We start from the raw sequence: 18,675 nt of genomic DNA, 5'->3' as shown, positions 1-18,675 counted from the left end.
AGGAGGCGCTGCTGCGCGACAGCTCGAAGGCCATCCTGCGCGAGGCCGGATACGTCGGGGCCGGCACGTGCGAGTTCCTCGTCGGCCAGGACGGCACCATCTCCTTCCTCGAGGTCAACACCCGCCTGCAGGTCGAGCACCCGGTCACCGAAGAGGTCGCCGGCGTCGACCTCGTCCGCGAGATGTTCCGCATCGCCGACGGCGAGGCGCTCGGCTACGACGACCCGGTGCTGCGCGGGCACTCCATCGAGTTCCGGATCAACGCCGAGGACGCCGGGCGCGACTTCCTGCCCGCGCCCGGCACACTGACCGTCATGCGCCCGCCGACCGGGCCCGGCGTGCGGCTCGACGCCGGTTATGAGGCGGAGATGACGGTGCCGCAGACGTTCGACTCGCTGGTGGCCAAGCTGATCGTGACCGGGCGGACCCGGCAGGAGGCGCTGGAACGGTCGCGGCGGGCGCTGGCGGAGTTCGAGATCTCCGGCATGCCGACCGTGCTGCCCTTCCATCGGGCGGTCGTGTCCGACCCGGCGTTCGCGTCCGCGCCGTTCTCCGTGCACACGCGGTGGATCGAGACCGAGTGGGACAACCCGGTGCCGCCGTACGAGGGGGAGATCGCCGCGGGGGCCGCGCCCGAACGCGAGGCGGTCACCGTCGAGGTCGGGGGCAAGCGGCTGGAGGTGGTCCTGCCGGCCGGGTTCGGCGCCGCCGCCCCAGCGCCCGGCGCGAACAAGGCCCCCAGGCGCGGCGGGGGCAGCGCCAAGAAGTCGTCGGCGGGCAGCGACGCGCTGGTCAGCCCCATGCAGGGCACGATCGTCAAGGTCGTGGCCACCGACGGCGACGCGGTGAGCGAGGGCGACACCGTCGTGGTGCTGGAGGCCATGAAGATGGAGCAGCCGCTCACGGCGCACAAGGCCGGCACGATCACCGGGCTGACGGCGGCCGTGGGGCAGACGGTCACGTCGGGGGCCACGATCTGCGAGATCAAGGACACCTGATCCGAGCCTCGCGGTTCGATCACAGTGCGCACCCGCGCGGCCCCGGACAGGTAACGTTCCCTATGAGGAACTTTGCCGACCGCCCGTTCGTCGTCATGGGCGAAGGAGGCTTGCTGCCAATGACCCATTCGCTGCGCCGAGCAGGGGCCGCGATCGCGGCTCTGATCGCCGGTCTAATCGTCGTTCTTGCGCTGTCCCCTGCCGCCAACGCGGCGGCTGCTCCCCCTGATGCGAATTCAGTGGTGTCCAACTGGAAAAACGACCCGCTCTATGCGGTTTCCGGCACCGCGCTGAACTCCGATCAGCAGAGCGAGATCAATGATGCGCTGAAGGGGGCCGACAGCAAAATCTACGCTGTGGCGCTCCCCAGCGGCACCGTTGACCAGTCCACCATTGCGTCCTACATGAACAGCCTCAACTCCGCGCTGAGCGCCGCAGGCCGGCCCAGCGCCACGATCGCGGTGCTCGACGGCACCAAGCTGTTCGCGGCCTCGAGCTCCATCCGTGCCCGCGCCGGCGTCGCGGGCCAGCTGGCCGACCTGTCGGTCACCGCCAACTCGGGTGACATCGTGGCCGGCATGCAGGACTTCACCAAGCGCGTCGACGCCGCCGTCGCGGGCAAGTCGAAGGAGGCCCTCAAGACCGACAGCCTGGCCGACTCCGGCGGCGGTGGCGGTGGCGCGCTGATCGCCCTGGGCGTTCTCGTCCTGGCCGGCGGCGGAGGCTACTTCCTCTACTCCAGCAACAAGAAGAAGAAGCAGGCCATCCAGGACGCCAAGGACCTGGCCGCCGTCAAGCAGACCGTGGACGAGGACGTCACCAAGCTCGGCGAGGAGATCACCGCCCTCGACACCGACGTGGCGCTCGCCGGCGAGGGTGGCAAGCACATCCAGGAGTGGCAGACCGCGCTCGACTCCTACGAGAAGGCCAAGAACCAGCTCGCCGCGGTCGAGAAGGCCGACCAGGTTCGCGAGGTCACCCAGACCCTCGAGGACGGCCGCTACGCGCTGGCCGTGGTGAAGGCCAAGGTCAACAACGACCCGGTGCCCGAGCGACGCGCCCCCTGCTTCTTCAACCCGCAGCACGGCCCGTCGGCCCGTGACGTGCGCTGGGCGCCGCCCGGTGGCGCCGTCCGCGACGTGCCCGCCTGCAAGATGGACGCCGAGGCCGTGGAGCGCGGCTTCGACCCGCAGATGCGCGAGGTCATGGTCGACGGCGAGCGCCGGCCCTACTACGACGCCGGCCCCGCCTACCAGCCCTACGCCTCCGGTTACTACGGCGGCTTCGGCGACATCATGACCGGTATGTTCATCGGCACCATGATGGGCAGCATGCTCAGCGGCGGCTTCGGCTTCGGCGGCGGGGGCTACGGCGCCGGCTACGCCGAGGGTTACGCCGACGGCGGCGGAGGCGACTTCGGCGGCGGTGGTGGCTTCGGCGACTTCGGCGGCGGTGGCGGAGGCGACTTCGGCGGGGGCGACTTCGGCGGAGGCGACTGGTAGTCACCCAGGTGTGCAGGCCCGCCACGGGCCTGCACCGGTCATAGAACCAAACGGCTCGTCCTCCGGAACGATCGGAGGGCGAGCCGACGTCTTTCCCGGACCCTAAGATCACGATGTGATTGACCTCGCGCAAGGGGTGCGCGCCATCTGACGAACGACGGCCTCCGGCTGGTCGAGACTGGCCATGGGCCGGGCCGCGCCCTGTCGGGAGTGCCAGGGCGGATCCGCGGCAGCATGCCGGCCCTGAGATCACGAAGGGCCAGTGCGGCGATCGCCGCACTGGCCCTGGGGATCCGCGCAGGTGCTACGAAGTGGTGGTGATGCGGCCCGTGCCGGACACGGGGTAGGCCGCCTTAGTGATCTTGCCCTTCAGGTCATCGGTGATGAAGGTTGCCAGCGCCTGCTGGTAGGTGATGCCGACCGAGGTGAGGTCGAGGCCGCGGAAGGGGTACTGGTCGCCGCCGCGGGCGGTGAAGTCGTTGGTGGCCAGGGAGATGGTGCCGCCCGCAATGACCTTGCCGTTCTTGACGATCTCGGTGCCGTCGTCCAGCTTGATCGACTTGATGCGCGTGCCGGGAGCGGTCACGGTGCCGTCGTCGGTGACCTTCTGGGCCGTGCCCTTGGGGTCGTAGACGAATGTGAACCCAGCGACCTGGGCGAAGCGGCCGTCGGCGGCAGGGAGGCCGGAGACCGAGTTCTCCATGATCTCCTTGAACTGCTTGCGCGGCACGTTGGGCACCACGGCCACGAAGTTGCTGAACGGGGCGACCGTGTAGGTGTCGAGCTCGCTGACGTTACCCGCGGGGATGAGGCTGTTGTTGCGGATGCCTCCGCCGTTCTGCAGGGCCACGTCCGGCGCGGTGACACCGTAGTTGGCGGCGCGCTTCTTGCCCGCGGCCAGAAGCGCGTCGGCCAGGAGGTCGCCGAGGTTGGTCTCCTTGGTCCGCACGCCCGGGTCCCGGCGGCCTTCGAGGGCTACCTCCGACTTGGCGATCACGCGGTCCTCAAGGGCGTCCAGGTGCTTCTGGACCGGCTTGACCACCGTCTTCTGGACCTGGTTGTCGGGCTTGACGGCGTCGGCGCCCACGCCTGAGACGCGCACCAGCCCGCTCGTGGAGTCGACGTTGATGACCTTGCCGTCGCCGTCGAAGTTGACGATCATGCGCCCGACGTACTTGTAGTCACCCGCCGTCGTGGCGATCGGCACGTCGGCGCCGTCCTTGTCCTTGACGTACAGCGGGTAGCGCAGCTTCTCGCCCGTCTTGGGGTCGGTGCTGATCTCGTCGCCCGGTACGAGCGGCGTGTCGTCGTTGGCGAGCAGTTCGTTGCCGCCGCCGGCGATGACCACGTCCACGTTCTTGAGCATCGGCACGAGCGCACGGTCCGCGGACAGGCCCTGCAGATGGCCGATGAGCACGATCTTGTCGATGCCGCGCTTGGTGAGCGCGTCGACCTCGGCCTGCACCAGAGGGGCGACGTTCTGCAGCACCTTCACCTTGCGCGGGCTGGCGATCGCCGGCAGCAACGGCGTGGTCACGCCCACGATGCCGATTTGCTCGCCGCGCTCCTTGGCCGTGGTGCTGGAGACGATCGTGCCCTTCTTGACCAGCGCCTGGAGGTTCTTCTCCGCTTTGAAGTCGAGGTTGGCCGAGACGAAGGGCGGGGCGTCCTTGCCGAAGCTCTTGATGAAGTTCGCGAGCACATCGGGGCCGAGGTCGAACTCGTGGTTGCCGATCGCCGTGGCGTCGTAGCCGACTTCCTTCAGCGCCAGCGCGTCGTAGTACGGCACGCCTTTCTTCAGGCTCGCGGCGAACTCGGGACCGGCGAGGTAGTTGTCCCCGGAGGACAGCAGGAGCGCACCACGTTTCTCGGCGATCCAGGGGTTCGGCTTGCCGCTGGTCGCGCTCCGTTCCAGCTGCTTCATCAAGGTGGTGAACCGGGCCACGCCGCCATAGTTCGGCTGGTCGGGGGCACTGATCAGGTGGGACTCGCCATCGTTGTTGTGCAAGATCGTCATTGTGAATTCGGGCTGCGCACTGGCGAACCCGGACCCGGCCGAGGCGCTGGTCACAAGCGGGCCCATGAGGGTGAGCGCCACCGCCGCTGCGAGCAACGGCGTGCGGCGTGAACGTATGAAAGTCATCGGGGACTCCTGAGAAAGGATCAAACGAAAATGCATCGTAGTGTCCCAAGATGACGGAAGATCGACCAGGGCGGCTTCGAACGCCGGTGACCTTGTCAGGCCGATGCCGACAGCAAAGCCCTGACCTCGCACTTCGCGTGCGCGACAGCCCGTCGATCATCGCCGGGAAGACGGCGGACGCCAACGTGTATGTCTGATGACAATCTCGTTAACGGTCCGTTTTCGACCGTGCCCTCAGCCTGATTGGAGACGTCGGAAATGCAAGCGAACACCGCGCCGAAGCTTGAGCGCGTACCAGCCCGAGTGAGTGGAGGCGGCAGGCGTGAGCGAGGCCGGGCGGATCGACGGTGAGGTGGTTCGGCGCCTGCTGTCCCAGCACCCTTACGAAACGGGGCAAACCCAAGATGATGCGGCACTAGAGGGAGGTGATCACCGCCGGTATGCGGTGACCCCTACGGGCACCTCGGCGTTCACGGCCTCGACGACGGGCGCGGCCGATTCGGGGCCCTGAGCACCGTACAGCTCGATGAGCTGCAGCTCACCGGCCAGTTTCCCGGCCACTTCGGCGGCGGCCGCGTCGTCGGGCACCCCCACGAAGGTGGTCCGCCCGCCCTCGGGCTTGTCGAACACGACGCGGTCGGTGCCGGGATCGGCCCCTTCGTGCACCACGATGAACGCCTCCGACAGCGCCTCTCCGGCCTCGAAGCGCGCCTTGTACGAGGCCACGCTGGTCAGCGACTCGAACCCGTAGTAGATCGCGCCGACCGTCACCCCGTCACCGGCGGCCCTGCGCGCCTGGGCGTGCCACACCGGGCCGAACCCGCCGCACAGCTCGACCTGGTCGACCCCTTCCGTGGTCAACCGGGTGACGAGCTCCAGCATCTGGGCGGGTTCGGCGACGGCGCGCACGCGGGTGCGGCCGTGCGTGTTCTCGATGGCCATGACGTCAACGGACGGGTCCGCGCCGGACTCCTCGTAAATGATCACTGTGTTCTTCGACATACCTCCACCATGACACCTCAACCATAGTTGAGGTCAACCCCGCTCCTTGGTGATTTAGCATCGGTTGGGTGGATTCCCTTGGTGCGGCAGGGCCTCTGGAGGTGTTCGAGAGGCAGCGGCCGCGGCTGTTCGGGCTGGCGTACCGGCTGCTGGGCTCCGCCGCCGAGGCCGAGGACATGGTGCAGGAGACGTACCTGCGCTGGAGCCAGGCCGGGTCCGTCAACGTGCCCGCCGCCTGGCTGACCAAGGTGATCACCAACCTCTGCCTCAACCAGCTCGGCTCGGCGCGGGTACAGCGCGAGAGCTACCTGGGGCCGTGGCTGCCCGAACCGGTCCTCACCGGCGACGGCGCCCTCGGGCCGCTGGAAACCGTCGAACAGCGCGAGTCCGTGTCACTGGGCGTGCTGATCCTGCTGGAACGGCTGAGCCCGGTGGAGCGGGCGGTGTTCGTGCTGAGGGAGGCGTTCGGGCACAGTCATGCGGAGATCGGCGACATCCTGGGCATCGAGGAGACGTACTCCCGCCAGCTCCACCGCCGGGCCAGGGTGCACGTGGGGGAACCGCGCAAGCGGTTCGACAGCGATCGCGAGCAGCATCGGCGCATCGTGCGCGGCTTCATGCGGGCCACGCTCGACGGCGACGTGGCCGCGCTCGAACGGCTGCTCGCCGACGACGTCGTGGCCTGGGCCGACGGCGGCGGCACGACCGCGGCGCGCCGGCCCGTGCATGGGCGCGCGAAGGTCCTGCGCTACCTGCTCGGGCTCACCGGACGCCCGGAGGCCGTAGGCGTGACGATCCACGCCACGGAGATCAACGGCGATGCCGGGGTGCTCATCCTCGACGGGGAGGGCGGGCTGCTGGCGGCCATGGCCATGGAGATCGAGGACGGGCGGGTTACAGCGGTCCGCACCACGGTGAACCCGGCCAAACTCACCTTCGCCGGTTCCCAACTCCTCTGACCTGTGTGACCACGATCACGTGGACGAGCTGTCACGGATCGACGGCCCCATCGGTTCAAGTGGCGACTCGATCAGAAGGAGGAGCCATGAAGGACCGCATCGTGGTGCTGGGAGCCGGATACGCCGGGCTGGGCGCCGCCAAGCGCGCCGCGCGCCGGCTGCGGGGCACCGGCGCCCGGATGACGCTGGTCAACGCCTCCGACAGGTTCGTGGAGCGGGTACGGCTCCACCAGCTCGCCGCCGGTCAGCGGCTGCCCGACCTGCCCCTGGCCACCCTCCTCGAAGGCACCGGCGTCGAGCTGGTGGTGGCCCGGGTGACCGGGATCGACCCGGAGGCCAGGACGGTACGCCTGGACACGCCCCCGTACACCCTCCACTACGACGTCCTGGTCTACGCCCTCGGGAGCGGCGCGGAGCCGGCCGCCGTGCCGGGGGCGCGCGAGCACGCGTACTCGCTCACGACGGCGGACGAGGCCGTCCGCCTGGGGCGGCGCGTCGCGCGGGCGCAGAGGGTGACCGTGGTGGGCGGCGGGCTGACGGGCATCGAGGCCGCGACGGAGTTCGCCTTCACCCGTCCGGGGCTGCGCGTCGAACTGCTCTCGGCCGGGCTCGTCGGCGAGGGCCTGTCCGTACGCGCCCGCCGCCACATCCACCGGGCCTTCGCCCGCATGGGCATCGACGTGCGCGAGCACACCCAGGTCGCCAAGATCGACCCTGACGGCGCACTCCTGGAGAGCGGCGACGAACTGCGTGCCGACACGGTGGTGTGGGCGGCCGGATTCCGCGTTCCCGAGCTGGCCGCGCAGGCCGGGCTGGCCACCGACCGGCACGGCCGCATGCTCGTGGACCGGGCGCTGCGATCGGTGTCGCATCCGGACGTCTTCGCCGCCGGCGACGCCGCAGCCGCGGACCGCAGCGGCCGGCCGACCCGCATGGCCTGCCAGACCGGCCTGCCCATGGGCATGTACGCCGGAGAGGCCGTGGCCGACCTGCTGACCGGACGCGAGCCGCGCCGAGCCCTGTTCCGGTACGTCTGGCAGAACATCAGCCTGGGCCGCCACGACGCCGTCACCCAGTTCACCCGCCCCGACGACACCTCGCTCGAAACCGTCATGACCGGGCGGCCCTCGGCGGCCTTCAAGGAGGCCATCCTGCGCGGCACCGTCTGGGCCATGCGCCACTCGGGCCCCTACCGTCCGATCATGTGAGCGTCAGGGACCGCTGTTGTGTGTACACGCCCTGCGGACGTGCAAGAGCGGAGCCGCCGGCTCGGTGACCGTCGGGTGGCCGAGGGGAGTCTCGCTCCCGGCTCCCACGGGTACAGGACGTAAACGTTTTCCACGCGGAGGACGGGAGATCGACTTCTGGCTTCAGCGCACGATGCCGAGCTTTACCATCTTGATCGTCTTACCCGGCCCTTCAAGCGAAAGTGGCGCAGCATGGCATACGAACCTGTCCGCTCCGATCCTTGGTCAGGTTGGTCAGGAGATCCGGAGCCGTCCCCGTCGTGGCCGTCCGTCCACGACGTCGCAGTCGACCGCACAAGGCTGAAGAAGATCGGCCTGGAGATGCTGGAAGACGGCGGCATGACCCTGAAGCCGGAGGAGGTCCTGCACGGCGAACAGGTCCGCGGCGGCTGGACGCTGCCCGTCATCCTCCCAGAGCAGTTCGAGGCGGTGCAGAACCTGGTCAACTGGGTGCCCGGGGACTACACGATGGACCACGGCCTCGTCCAAAACACCGCGAACTTCTTGGCGTGGGAATCTTTGGGACAGCTGAACTTCAACCTCTGGCGTTTGGGAGAGGCGATCAGGGACACAGCCGTTGTCCTCTACCGCAACTACTCCAACATCGGTTCCCTTGCCTATGCCTGCGGTGTCAACTACGACAGAGCGGAAGGGCTCTTCGACTCCTACAGCCCGACGGCGGATCGGCTCATCGACCGGCAGGACGAGAGGCCCGCAGGTATCTTCGAAAAGGAACCCTGGGTCGACGAGGACGTCTCGCGGCATGACGCGCCGGCTGTCAAGTTCTACCTGAACAGTGGCAACTGGATTGCGATGGGCGAGCGAGGTGCGCTCTGCTTCGAGCTCGCCACCCTGTTCGTCGACTTCCAGCAGACCGTCGAGGACCGCGCCCGACAGTTCTCAGACGCCTGGCCGGGACGAACGTCGCAGTACGCGCACGCATACCTGCGTTCGACGCATGCGGACGCGCGTGTCCTCGCCTACGCCTGCGGAAAGACCGGCCAGGCCTTGACCTGGCTCTCCGGCATGCTGCAGCAGTACCAGGCGGAGTTCGAGAACACCGTCAAACTCGGCGACCTGGAGATCGACGACGACCTGCCCGACTGGATCTGGCCCTCGGGGGGCGGGGCCCACGACCGGGCCCGCGATTACCTCCGCGAGGTGAACAGGTCGATCGCCGTCGCTTACGAGATGCTCCCCGACGAGCTGGGTAGCCTGTCCGGCGGAGGCGTCGATTCCAGCCCGGCAGTGAGCTGGCAGCAGGACGGGAAGCTCCAGGACACCTACTGGAGGGAGTTGGAGGCGGAGCTGAATATGTTGGGCTGACCCCCTGTGCGACTCCGGTTTCTCATCACTCTTTCAGCGGTGCCGACACGCTCAGCCTGCACGCCGATCAGGTGAGCACGTCAGGGGCGCCGGCTGTCCAGCAGGTGCCACGGCAGGACGACCGGCTCGGCCGGGACATCGTCGCCGGACAGGCGGTCCATCAACGTGTCGAGTTCCCTCGGCACGATCTCCTCGGTCGCGGCGGCCAACTCCGACGGCGTCCACCAGTGGAAGCGGTCGGTCACCGCACGCTCTTCCTCGTCCATGCCGGAGGTGTCCACCTCCAACGCGGACACGCGCAGCAGGAAGTAGGAGTCGTGCGAAAAGAACCGCTGCCCACCCAGGGACCAGGTACCCGAACTCGTCGCCACCACCGGCCCGAGCGCCTCGGGGGCCACGACGTGCCCGAGCTCTTCCCGAAGCTCCCTGGCGGCCGCCTGCCGCGGGCTCTCCCCCGGGTCGATGCCTCCGCCCGGCGTGAACCACGCGTACGGCCGCTCCTCCACCTGCAGGACCAGGCCGCGATAGAGCAGGATCCGACCGAGCCGGTCGACCACCAGCACGCGGGCCGTCGACCGCGAAATCGTCTCGTTCACACTGTCTCCGATCGTGTCATCTCGGCGATGATCGCCCAGCGCTCGTGATCTCGCCAGGCCCCGTCGATGTACTGGAAATTGGGCGAATACCCCTCGCGCCGGAAACCGACGCGTTCGATCAGGTTGAGCGAGGAGGTGTTCGCCGGCTGGATGTTGGCCTCCAGGCGGTGCAGCTCCATCGCGCCGAAGGCATGCCCGACGAGCAGTCTCAGACCGTCGGTCATGTAACCGCGGCCGGTTGTGGACGTGTACGCCGAATAGCCGATGGTCGCGCTCTGGTGGGTACCCCGGATGATGTTGTTGACGTTCACCCGGCCGACGATCGCGCCGGTGTCACGCAGGCAGATCAGGAACCCTTCATGGAGCAGCCCGTCGAATCGGGCCATATAGCGCGTGAACTCCTCGAAGGTGACGATGGGCGTGCCGGGCATCCACCGGGCGTGCAGCTCAGCGCTCTCCCGGTTCAGAGCCGACAACTCCTCGAAGTCCTGATGGCAGATATGGCGAATGGCCACCCGCGCCCCTTGGGCAAGGTACATCACACCGGACATTCTCCCGGCCAAGCCGTGCCCTGCCATGAACTCCCGTCCCACGCGACGGGAACGGGACGGGCAGCGCAAGGGGCACCTGATCCGGTGGAGCCGAGGATCAGGCAGGAAGGTTCCAAGACGGGCCATCGGAATCGCCGAGCCACACCCGCTGGGCCTCCCGGGTGACGGTGAGCCCGAAGCCCGACTGGTGTGGACAGCCCGCCTCCTGCCACGTCAGGATCGCGTTCTCGACGGCGTCCCACAGCCTCAGCGGGCCGTGCTGGCGCACGGTCCAGCCACCGCCAGGCGAGCGCCGGGTGGTCGCCTGCGAGCCGGTGGCCACGTCGAGCAGGACGACGTCGTCACCAACCTCCAGCTTCTCGGCCGACGGCGCTCCGAGTTGGGCGACGAACAACCCGGTCCAGTCGTCCAGGAGCCCCGGGTCAATCGCGCTGTCGCGTTCTTCACCCACCCCTATCAGGTACGACGACCGGGGCGGCCGAGCATGTGGGCGAGCGAACATGAACGACACGTCATCGGCCAGGAACCGGCCGCCGGCGGTACCGTCGTCGAACAGGGTGAGGTGGGCCAGAGCGCTGCCGGTCATCCAGCCGGAGAGGGGAGCGGTGATGGTGCCTCCCTCGCGTACTTGGAACATCCAGGCGGCGGGGATGTAGCGCACAGAGCAGGTGGCGATGAGGCGGTCGTACTCTGCGTTCTTCTGGTAGCCAGCGAGCCCGTCACCGACGACGAGCGTGGGAGCATACCCGGCGAACCGCAGCGCCTCGCGCGCACGAGCTGCCGCGTGTTCGTCGTACTCGACGCTGGTGACCTTGTCGTCGCCCAAGCGCTCACACATGAGCGCGGTCGAGTAGCCGGTGCCCGTGCCGATCTCCAGGACCGTGTCACCGTGTCCGATTCCTGCCCTCTCCAGCATCTTGACGACCAGGCTCGGCATGGTGGAGGAGGACGTGGGGTCTCCGAGGACGGGCTTGGTGGCGACTTCGGCTGGGATGCCGTTCACCTGCGTGACCCAGGTCTCATCCGTATAGGCCATCTCCAGCCACTTCTCCCCGGGCGTCCGGTCGCGCAGAACCGGTGTCCATCCCGGACCGCGGTACACCGCCGCTCCCAGGAACAACTCACGCGGTACCGTCTCGACCGCCCTGCGCCACGAGGGGTCGTTCAGGGCGCCTGTGGCTGTCAACGCGGTAGCCAACTCCCGACGGAGGCGCTCAGCCGTGGTGCTCATGACAGTCCTTTCGCGCATGTCAGCTCATCAGCGATGGCGCCGGCGATCTGCTTGGTGATGGGTTCATCGAACCAGGCCCACTGACCATTGGGATTGCATTCCAGGAATACGAACTCCCCGGCACCGGTCAGGCAGAAGTCGAACGCGCCGAAGACTAGACCGAGGGTGTCTAGGTAGGTATGCATGCCCTTGACGATCGCTGTGGGCGCCTCGATGGGCTGGTACGACAGTGAGCGATAGTCCAGCCGCCAGTCCAGCGCTGGAGCGCCGTCGATGCGGACCGGGAAGGCGCGCTCGCCCACCATGGTCACCCGGACGTCGGCGACCTTGTCCACCTTCTCCTGGAACAGGTGGGCGGCCGCCGCGATGCCCTCGTCCAATGCGTCGGGGTCGATGACGTGCGCCCAGATGGTCAGCGCCTCGCCGTCGTCAGCCTGGTATGGAGTGGACCACAGGGGCTTGAACACCGTCTCGTTGATCTGCGAGGCGAACGTACGGGCGCTGTCGAGCCGGTTCGTGACCAGGGTGTGCGGAACGGTCAGCCCACAGGCAGCCGCCGTGGCGAGCTGGAGCGGCTTGTGTTCGGCATCGCGATTGCGGAAGGGGTGATTCAGATAGAAGGTGCTGGGAAGAGAGGCCAGGACACCACCCAGACCGAACCGAGACTGATCTGCCACCCACGACGCGGCGTGCTGATCGAGCTCAGGCGATGGCCTGTAGAGCGTGGGCTGGCGCCAGTACACGGCACCAACGTTGGCCAGGTTCAGGTGACGGGAGGGTGTGTCGATCGAGCCCTTAAGCCCCGTGCCGTCGAAGAAGGCGTCCAGCGTGATCTCGCCAGGAAAGTCGACGCCCGGGTCGAACCGCACGACCGGGACGCCCCGGCCGTGCAGTTCGGTCAGCACCAGGTCGGCAGTTGGGTCATCCAGGCAGGTGATCACCAGGACAGGTGCTGGATCCGGCATCAGTCAGATACCCAGTCCGTCGTCGAGTCCGACCCTCCGTTGGGCGGGTTACCACCGTTGCCGTCGCTGGTCTGCGGCTTGGTCGCGGTCGGCTTCTCCACGTTGCTGCCGTGCTTCACTTCGATGGGTTGATTGGTGATGATGTCGATGCGGACACCCGTCTGGATCTCGGGGTCCAGGATGACGCGGTACGGAGGGCAGGAACCGTCTCCATGATTGGGGAAGGGTGCCAGCCGTGACAGCCCCCATGGGCGAGGCCCACTTGCGGGGTGGCCTCCCGTCGTTCCTGTCCCGGGCTGGCCAGCGTGAATGTCGGGGCTCGCTTGCATGGATTCCTCCATCTAACTGGGTGCGAAATGCATGTCCGAGGGAAGCTGCCTGTCTGTTCGGCCACTCATCTGAGGTGACCCAACAGCAGGGCGGTCCACTGCGCGGCCGCCTGCCGGGCGGGCCAGCGATCACTCTCGGCGATCGTCCATGTTCCCTGCTTGTTGTGGTTGCGACGGATGAACCGCAGGCCACCCGTCTGGCACAGCTCGTAGAAGATCGCCGCGCAGTCGCACGTCCATGCGATGACGCGAACCAGTCGCTCCTCTTGTCGTGGAACGATCCAATTGAGTTCTTCGCAGTCTTCGGCCGCGGGCATGGGGTGAGCGCTGAAGCAGCGAGGCTTCTCATCGTCGATCATCGCTGATCCGCCTCGCATTCATACTCTGGGACGATCACGCCGGTCGTCAGGTCGCGGCGGATGCGCAGCAGCACTTTGCCGTGGACGTAGGACGGCCGACGAGCGTGACGGTTGAGGCGGACCAGGCGGACCGAACCGTTTACTCCGGGTGCCAGGGCGTCGAGCGCATCGTTGAGTCGCATCGAGGCTCGATCGGGTTCGTCGGTGATACCGCAGGACCCGTGCCTCAGCGAGCTGGCGCGCATCGAAGCCGGTCGCGGGATGCTTGTCCGATTCCCAGTGCATGGGTCCATCACAACGCTCAGTAACGCAGCGCGGACAGGTGCGGTTAGGTGACACTGGGGGACACGAGCGTGTCACCATCCGCGCGATGAGGTGCAACGGCATGACAAACGAGACCGGCCGGGATAAAGCCCTCCCGGCATATGCCGAACGCATCCGACACGAGCGCCGACAACGCGGCTGGTCTCAGAAGCAAGTGACCGTCCACCTGCTCAAAGCCGCCGGTGACGAGATCACGATGGCCGAGTTCGAATCAGTCTTGCGAAGGGTTAAAGACCACGAAGCGGGCAAAGGTCGTCCGCGTGACCCGTATCCCCTTCTGTACTGCCGCGCATTCGAGATCCCAGAGACTAAGCTGTTCGAGGCTCCGGCGTTGCCGGAGGTCAAGGCCGGCGACAGCGCAGACGACGCCGCAAACACGGTCACCTCGCCCGCCCTTCCTTGGATCTGGGAAGCAGTACCGACAGCCGATGCCATCTACGACATCACCAAGAGTGACCTCATGCTCGACCGTCGCCAAGCGGTAAAGGCGCTCGTCATCACGGCCGGGCTCCCGCTCGTCGATCCGGTACAGCGCTGGCTCGTGAAGACAGCGCCGGAGCCTTCAGCGACCGTGCAGGCCGGGCGGATCGGGCTGGACGAGGTCGCTCAGCTCGAAGCGACCGCGAACGTGTTCCGGACGTGGGACGACCAGCACGGGGGCGGGCTCGCCCGTAAGGCCGTGATCGGGCAATTGAACGAGATGGCCGACCTCGTCCGGGACAGCCACCCGCACGAGATCCGAGCCCGCCTGTTCCACGTGATGGCGCAGCTCGCGAAGATCGCCGCCACGATGTCCTGGGACTGTGGCATGCAGACCGCAGCGCAGAAGTATTACGCCCTGTCCCTGCAGGCGTCCAAGCCCGCCGGCGACAAGCCGTTCGGCGCGAGTGTCCTCGCGTCCATGGCCCGTCAACTCCTGTACCTCGACCAGCCCCAGGACGCGCTGGAGCTGACCCGGCTCGCCCTCGATGGAGTCAGGTCAACGGCCACCCCCCGACTCCGCGCGATGCTGCACACCCGTGAGGCGTGGTCGTACGCTGCGATGGGGCGGCCCGAGTCCTTCAAGAGGGCTACGGGCGATGCCGAGGATGCATTCACCGAGATCAGCTCTGGCGACCCCGACCCCGATTGGATCACGTACTTCGATGCTGCCGAACTGGCCGGCGTGACCGGTGGCCGGTATCTGGAGCTTTCCCACCAGGACAGCAGGTTCGCGAGCGATGCCCTCAACCACATTCGGCGAGCGGTGGAACTACGGCAGCGTTGCAGTTTGCGCAGTCTCGCGCTCGATCAGGTGGGACTCGCTTACGCGCACCTGATCAACGGCGACATCGACGAGGCTGTGGCCGTGGGCAACGCGGCGGCCAGCACCGCCGGGCAAGTCCAGTCCGACCGGGTCCGCGTCCAGCTCCGAGAGTTCTATATGGAGATCGAAACTCGGAAAGACCCCGTCGTCGCGCCCTTGCAGCAGCGCATCCGAGAAACGCTGGCACGCTAGAACTCCGACATGACAGGAAGGGTTCGATGATGCGTATCGGCGTGACCGGCCACATGAACCTCACTCCCGAGGCGGCCCGCCTCGTCTCCGAGGCGCTGCGCGGGCACCTCGCCTCGTTGGACGGCGACATCGTGGGCGTGTCCTGCATAGCTCGCGGTGCGGACAGTCTGTTCGCGGATGCCGTGCTCGCGACCGACGGGGACTTGGAGGTCGTTCTGCCGTCGAGGGACTACCGGCAGGCCAAGGTCAAGCCGGACCACGCCGAACAGTTCGACCGGCTCATGGCGGCGGCGACGACCGTCCGGCTCATGGACTTCGACCACGCCAACCGCGAAGCGTACGAGGCCGCCAACACTGCCGTACTGGACTCGATCGACGAACTGGTGGCGGTCTGGGATGGACAGCCCGGCACCGGTACGGGAGGAACGGCCGAGGTGGTGGCCGACGCCCGAGAGCGCGGCCTACCCGTGACGATCGTCTGGCCCGAGGGTGCAGCCCGGGGTTAAGGACCGAGTTACGGGGCCCAGTCCAGACCGGCGAAGAACTGCGCGGGGGACAGCGTGAGAGACAACTTGACTCCAAGGGGTGGCAGCGACGGCGGCTCGGCGGCGACGAGGCCTGCTCCCGAGCGGTCACTAACCGGCGCTCTGCGGCGCATCTCCCTGTTGCCGGTCCGAAGCCTCGCGAGAACCGGAGGCGGTGGTGTCATGAAGGCCGTCAAGCGGCGACCGAACTAGACCGTCACCCCGGCTCCCGCCGAGTCCCTACGTGGGCCCCGCAATAAGGATGGTGCCCTAGTGACCGCGCTCATGGTCGGGCGGCGTCGCCTCACGAGGTAATCAGCATTCGCCACGCCACTTCACCTTGGTCACGGCGAGAATGGATACGGGAGGGGCGGCGATGTTGCCCTTGCCCTCCGGGTCGCCATAATGGGCGCAGATCTTGTCCTCGTAGGTCTGGACTGTGAGGTCGACATGGTCGAATCCGGTCTGCTGATAGGCGTTGTTGAAGTACGAGCGAGCGTACACGCGGCCGTCCCAATCCCTGTCGATCTTGAACGACATCTCGCCCTTCTGGTTGTAGTCGAGGTAGAAGCAGATGAAGCCGCGCGGGCAACTCTCCGCCACCGCGGCGGACGGCGTGAACGCGACCGTGATCAGCGCGAGCGCCGCTGCCGCCGCGGAAAAGCCTTTGATACGCATGCCAGACCCTTTCGTTGACGTGTGATCAGGAGATCAAGATGGTGCACTCGCCGGCGGTGTCACCCTCCGGCTTTGTCTCGCCTGACCGATCCTGCCCGGCATGAAGCACCCACCGGAATCCTTTGCGCGGTGGTGCACGATGGTGGCGGATCGCCCTTGGCGCGTGCTACGGGCCGATCGTTTGTGACAGTTCGCCGAACGAACGCCGATAGAAGCGCAACCCGCGACACCTAAAGTCGATCTTTATAGGGCGGCTTACGTCTCACGATGGAGAGGACGATGTTGCGGATTCACTTCACCACGGACGATCTCGCCAAAGTACGGCTGGCGCCTGGCCCCGACGCCATGTGGGAACTGGTGCTAAGCATCCACCAACTCGTCTTCCCCGCCCAGCACACCCCCTATTTCATGCCTTGGCGGCGCCGCTCGGTCACCGCCCTGACCGGGGCCCGACTCGACATGACGGCTCGCGCCCTGGGCACACTGATGCCCGCCGCCGACTACTGGCCCGACTTTCTGACCCCCGCCGGCCACATCGGTGACATCGAGCACGGCATCGAGACCGTGCTCGCCACGCCCAGGACCCGGTTGCGCCGCGAGCTCGTCCGGCTCGCCGCCACCTCCGGCAAACCCTCGCCGTGGCTGAACGACTTGTCGGCGGGGGACGCACGCTCCCTGCGTCACCTCGGCTCCGCGCTACGCCGTTACCACCAGACGACGATCTCCCGGCACCGGACCGCCATCATGACCACCACCCAGGCCGACCTGGCCCGCCGCGTCAAGCAGTTGGCCGGCGGCGGGGTACAGGCCCTGCTACGCGGCCTGCGTCCTTGGGCGATCTGGTCCTCGCCCGTCCTGCGGTTACGCTATCCCGAGGACGGAGACCTGCATCTGGAAGGGCGCGGGCTGCTGCTGATCCCCAGCTTCTTCGGCGTCCACGGCCCCGTGCTCCTGGCCGACAGGTCATTGCCGCCGGTGCTGGTCTACCCTGTCGAGCATCCACCGCTCTGGCGCTCCGAGTCCGGGGAAGACGACCATGTCGAGAACCTCATGGGGACGACCCGCGCCACACTGTTGCGCCTGCTGACCTCCCGCCACGCCACGGGCGCCCTGGCCGCACGACTGAACGTGGCGCCCTCGACGGTCAGCCGTCACCTCCATGCCCTGCGCAGCGCCGGACTGGTCGCGACCGCGCGGCACGGGGCCCAGCAGATCCACCAGCGCACCTGGCTCGGCGACGCGCTTCTCGACGGGCACGCGTATCCCTACCAGGGTGGACTGGAACCGTGATGCCTGGCGCTGGGACGCGCCCTGTCGGAGGGGGGTTAGCCCGTACCGGCGGTGAACGCCGCAGTGCCCGTTGAGGGTCACTGCCTGCCCTCGGTGACCGGCGGCAGGGCGCTCGACAGGGCCACCGTGGCGATGGTGAACGGGGTCACCGGGGGTTGCTCCTCACGCCAGCGGTTGTACTGGCTGTTGACGACCAGGGCGTGGCGGGCCGTCAGCGCGATGGCGCTGGGGTGCAGGAAGCCGCCCGGCGGGTCGTACCTGGCGACGTAGCGGCCCCGCGTCAGGTCGCTCGCCATGTCGAGCACGGTGACCTGCGGCCTGGCGCCCTCGTAGAGGCTGCCCTGCACCACGTACAGGCGGTTGCCGCGCAGGACCATGCCGTCGCCGTTGCGCAGCAGGTAGCCGTCCAGGTCGACCTTGACGGCCTGGGAGGTGTTCCTGTCGACGCGCCAGAGCCCGCCGGTGGTGCTGTTGACGGTGAGCAGGTAAGGACCGGCGGCGAGGATGCCGTTGAGGTTGACCGACCCGGAAACCCAGTCGATGCCCGTGGACGACACGTCCAGCCAGTGTTCGAGGCGCCAGTCTCCGCCTCGGCGCGACACCCGGTAGATCACGGGGACGTACGAGTCCGTCGCATAGGCCAGGTCGTCGTCGGCGATGGCGATCTCGTTGAGGAACCCGCCGTCCGCCCCCGTCAGGCCGGCCAGCAGGCGCTTGGTGCGGGTGTCGTAAATGCGCAGGGCGTGGGTGTCCGCGCCCGCGATGTACAGCCGGCCCATGCGGTCCACGGCCGTGCCCGAGGTGACCGTGCGGCCGTCCTGGCCCTTGGGCAGCCAGGGTTCGGCGGTCGGGCGGCTCAGGTGGCCTCGGTAGATGGTGCCGTCCTCGGCGCTGCCCACGTAGAAGTGGCCGGTGCGGGGGTCGAGACACATGCCGGTGGGGAAGGCCCGGTCGCCGGGGATGATGTAGCCCTGCGGGAGGGGGTCCGCGGGGGCGACCTCCTCTGCGGCGTGGGCCTGACCCGGTACGGCGGCGACCACCGCCGCTCCGAGGGCGCCGACCAGGGCCGTTCTGCGGGACACACGAAGGTCGAGGGGATTGCTTGCCGTCACTTGAGCAACTCCGATCAACACAGCTTTCGATCAACGACGTG

Annotated in this window: 19 protein-coding genes; 8 read left to right on the top strand and 11 right to left on the bottom strand. The window is 67.7% G+C overall.

The features are described 5' to 3' along the window. Together ACFOY2_RS53435 and ACFOY2_RS53430 are read left to right on the top strand one after the other, a co-directional pair. Positions 1–998, top strand: a 998-nt coding sequence (locus ACFOY2_RS53435) for an ATP-binding protein (RefSeq protein ID WP_379535890.1), incomplete at its 5' end; no start/stop codon positions are given. A gap of 242 nt (positions 999–1,240) precedes the next feature. Beyond that, the gene (locus tag ACFOY2_RS53430; RefSeq protein WP_379535889.1) at positions 1,241–2,500 is read left to right on the top strand and encodes a hypothetical protein; all 1,260 of its coding nucleotides are present in this window, start codon (positions 1,241–1,243) and stop codon (positions 2,498–2,500) included. Positions 2,501–2,804: 304 nt separating this feature from the next. Here the strand turns inward: ACFOY2_RS53430 and ACFOY2_RS53425 are convergent, their stop codons facing one another. Both ACFOY2_RS53425 and ACFOY2_RS53420 read right to left on the bottom strand, forming a co-directional pair. Next, positions 2,805–4,643: a bifunctional metallophosphatase/5'-nucleotidase gene (locus ACFOY2_RS53425; protein WP_379535888.1), complete on the bottom strand. Its 1,839-nt coding sequence runs from the start codon at positions 4,641–4,643 to the stop codon at positions 2,805–2,807. Positions 4,644–5,072: 429 nt separating this feature from the next. Then, entirely contained in the window at positions 5,073–5,645 is a 573-nt protein-coding gene (locus tag ACFOY2_RS53420; RefSeq protein ID WP_379535887.1) for a DUF6506 family protein, read from the bottom strand. A 68-nt stretch (positions 5,646–5,713) separates the two neighbouring features. Between ACFOY2_RS53420 and sigJ the strand changes: the two genes are divergently transcribed. The 3 genes from sigJ (at position 5,714) to ACFOY2_RS53405 (ending at position 9,177) form a co-directional block, all read left to right on the top strand. Then, on the top strand, positions 5,714–6,604 hold the full coding sequence (gene sigJ / locus ACFOY2_RS53415; RefSeq protein WP_379535886.1) for an RNA polymerase sigma factor SigJ: 891 nt from the start codon (positions 5,714–5,716) through the stop codon (positions 6,602–6,604). Between the two features lie 86 nt (positions 6,605–6,690). Next, positions 6,691–7,812 carry an NAD(P)/FAD-dependent oxidoreductase gene (locus ACFOY2_RS53410; protein ID WP_379535885.1) on the top strand — a complete coding sequence of 374 codons (1,122 nt, stop codon included), beginning with the start codon at positions 6,691–6,693 and terminating at the stop codon, positions 7,810–7,812. A 360-nt stretch (positions 7,813–8,172) separates the two neighbouring features. After that, positions 8,173–9,177 (top strand): hypothetical protein, encoded by a 1,005-nt coding sequence (locus ACFOY2_RS53405; protein WP_379535884.1) that lies wholly within the window; start codon positions 8,173–8,175, stop codon positions 9,175–9,177. Positions 9,178–9,257: 80 nt separating this feature from the next. On the opposite strand, the gene ACFOY2_RS53400 is transcribed toward ACFOY2_RS53405, so the two are convergent. From ACFOY2_RS53400 to ACFOY2_RS53370, 7 genes are all read right to left on the bottom strand, one after another. Beyond that, positions 9,258–9,773 carry an NUDIX hydrolase gene (locus ACFOY2_RS53400; RefSeq protein ID WP_379535883.1) on the bottom strand — a complete coding sequence of 172 codons (516 nt, stop codon included), beginning with the start codon at positions 9,771–9,773 and terminating at the stop codon, positions 9,258–9,260. Beyond that, positions 9,770–10,351, bottom strand: coding sequence for a GNAT family N-acetyltransferase (locus tag ACFOY2_RS53395; RefSeq protein ID WP_379535882.1), 582 nt, complete (start codon positions 10,349–10,351; stop codon positions 9,770–9,772). Before ACFOY2_RS53395 ends, ACFOY2_RS53400 begins: the two co-directional genes overlap by 4 nt. A gap of 70 nt (positions 10,352–10,421) precedes the next feature. After that, positions 10,422–11,555, bottom strand: coding sequence for an ATP-grasp peptide maturase system methyltransferase (gene tgmC, locus ACFOY2_RS53390; RefSeq protein WP_379535881.1), 1,134 nt, complete (start codon positions 11,553–11,555; stop codon positions 10,422–10,424). Then, a complete protein-coding gene (tgmB, locus tag ACFOY2_RS53385; RefSeq protein ID WP_379535880.1) occupies positions 11,552–12,496 on the bottom strand; it encodes an ATP-grasp ribosomal peptide maturase in 945 nt (314 codons plus the stop codon). The genes tgmC and tgmB overlap by 4 nt, the downstream gene beginning before the upstream one ends. 23 nt (positions 12,497–12,519) lie before the next feature. After that, positions 12,520–12,849 (bottom strand): putative ATP-grasp-modified RiPP, encoded by a 330-nt coding sequence (gene tgmA, locus ACFOY2_RS53380; RefSeq protein WP_379535879.1) that lies wholly within the window; start codon positions 12,847–12,849, stop codon positions 12,520–12,522. A gap of 65 nt (positions 12,850–12,914) precedes the next feature. Beyond that, positions 12,915–13,208, bottom strand: coding sequence for a hypothetical protein (locus ACFOY2_RS53375; protein ID WP_379535878.1), 294 nt, complete (start codon positions 13,206–13,208; stop codon positions 12,915–12,917). After that, positions 13,205–13,390, bottom strand: coding sequence for a hypothetical protein (locus ACFOY2_RS53370; RefSeq protein WP_379535877.1), 186 nt, complete (start codon positions 13,388–13,390; stop codon positions 13,205–13,207). Before ACFOY2_RS53370 ends, ACFOY2_RS53375 begins: the two co-directional genes overlap by 4 nt. 203 nt (positions 13,391–13,593) lie before the next feature. On the opposite strand from ACFOY2_RS53370, the gene ACFOY2_RS53365 reads away from it, so the two are divergent. After that, positions 13,594–15,030, top strand: coding sequence for an XRE family transcriptional regulator (locus ACFOY2_RS53365; RefSeq protein WP_379535876.1), 1,437 nt, complete (start codon positions 13,594–13,596; stop codon positions 15,028–15,030). A 26-nt stretch (positions 15,031–15,056) separates the two neighbouring features. After that, complete coding sequence (locus ACFOY2_RS53360; RefSeq protein WP_379535875.1) at positions 15,057–15,536, top strand: hypothetical protein; 480 nt, start codon at positions 15,057–15,059, stop codon at positions 15,534–15,536. 333 nt (positions 15,537–15,869) lie between these two features. Here the strand turns inward: ACFOY2_RS53360 and ACFOY2_RS53355 are convergent, their stop codons facing one another. Next, positions 15,870–16,232, bottom strand: coding sequence for a peptidase inhibitor family I36 protein (locus ACFOY2_RS53355; protein ID WP_379535874.1), 363 nt, complete (start codon positions 16,230–16,232; stop codon positions 15,870–15,872). A 279-nt stretch (positions 16,233–16,511) separates the two neighbouring features. Between ACFOY2_RS53355 and ACFOY2_RS53350 the strand changes: the two genes are divergently transcribed. After that, positions 16,512–17,522, top strand: coding sequence for an ArsR/SmtB family transcription factor (locus tag ACFOY2_RS53350; protein WP_379535873.1), 1,011 nt, complete (start codon positions 16,512–16,514; stop codon positions 17,520–17,522). Positions 17,523–17,599: 77 nt separating this feature from the next. On the opposite strand, the gene ACFOY2_RS53345 is transcribed toward ACFOY2_RS53350, so the two are convergent. Next, positions 17,600–18,604: a hypothetical protein gene (locus tag ACFOY2_RS53345; RefSeq protein WP_379535872.1), complete on the bottom strand. Its 1,005-nt coding sequence runs from the start codon at positions 18,602–18,604 to the stop codon at positions 17,600–17,602. Positions 18,605–18,675 lie beyond the last annotated feature (71 nt).

This window comes from Nonomuraea purpurea, from assembly GCF_042650645.1.
Taxonomy (GTDB): domain Bacteria; phylum Actinomycetota; class Actinomycetes; order Streptosporangiales; family Streptosporangiaceae; genus Nonomuraea; species Nonomuraea purpurea.
Note: the sequence above shows the minus strand (reverse complement) of the source record. Positions and strands in the feature narration are given on the sequence as shown.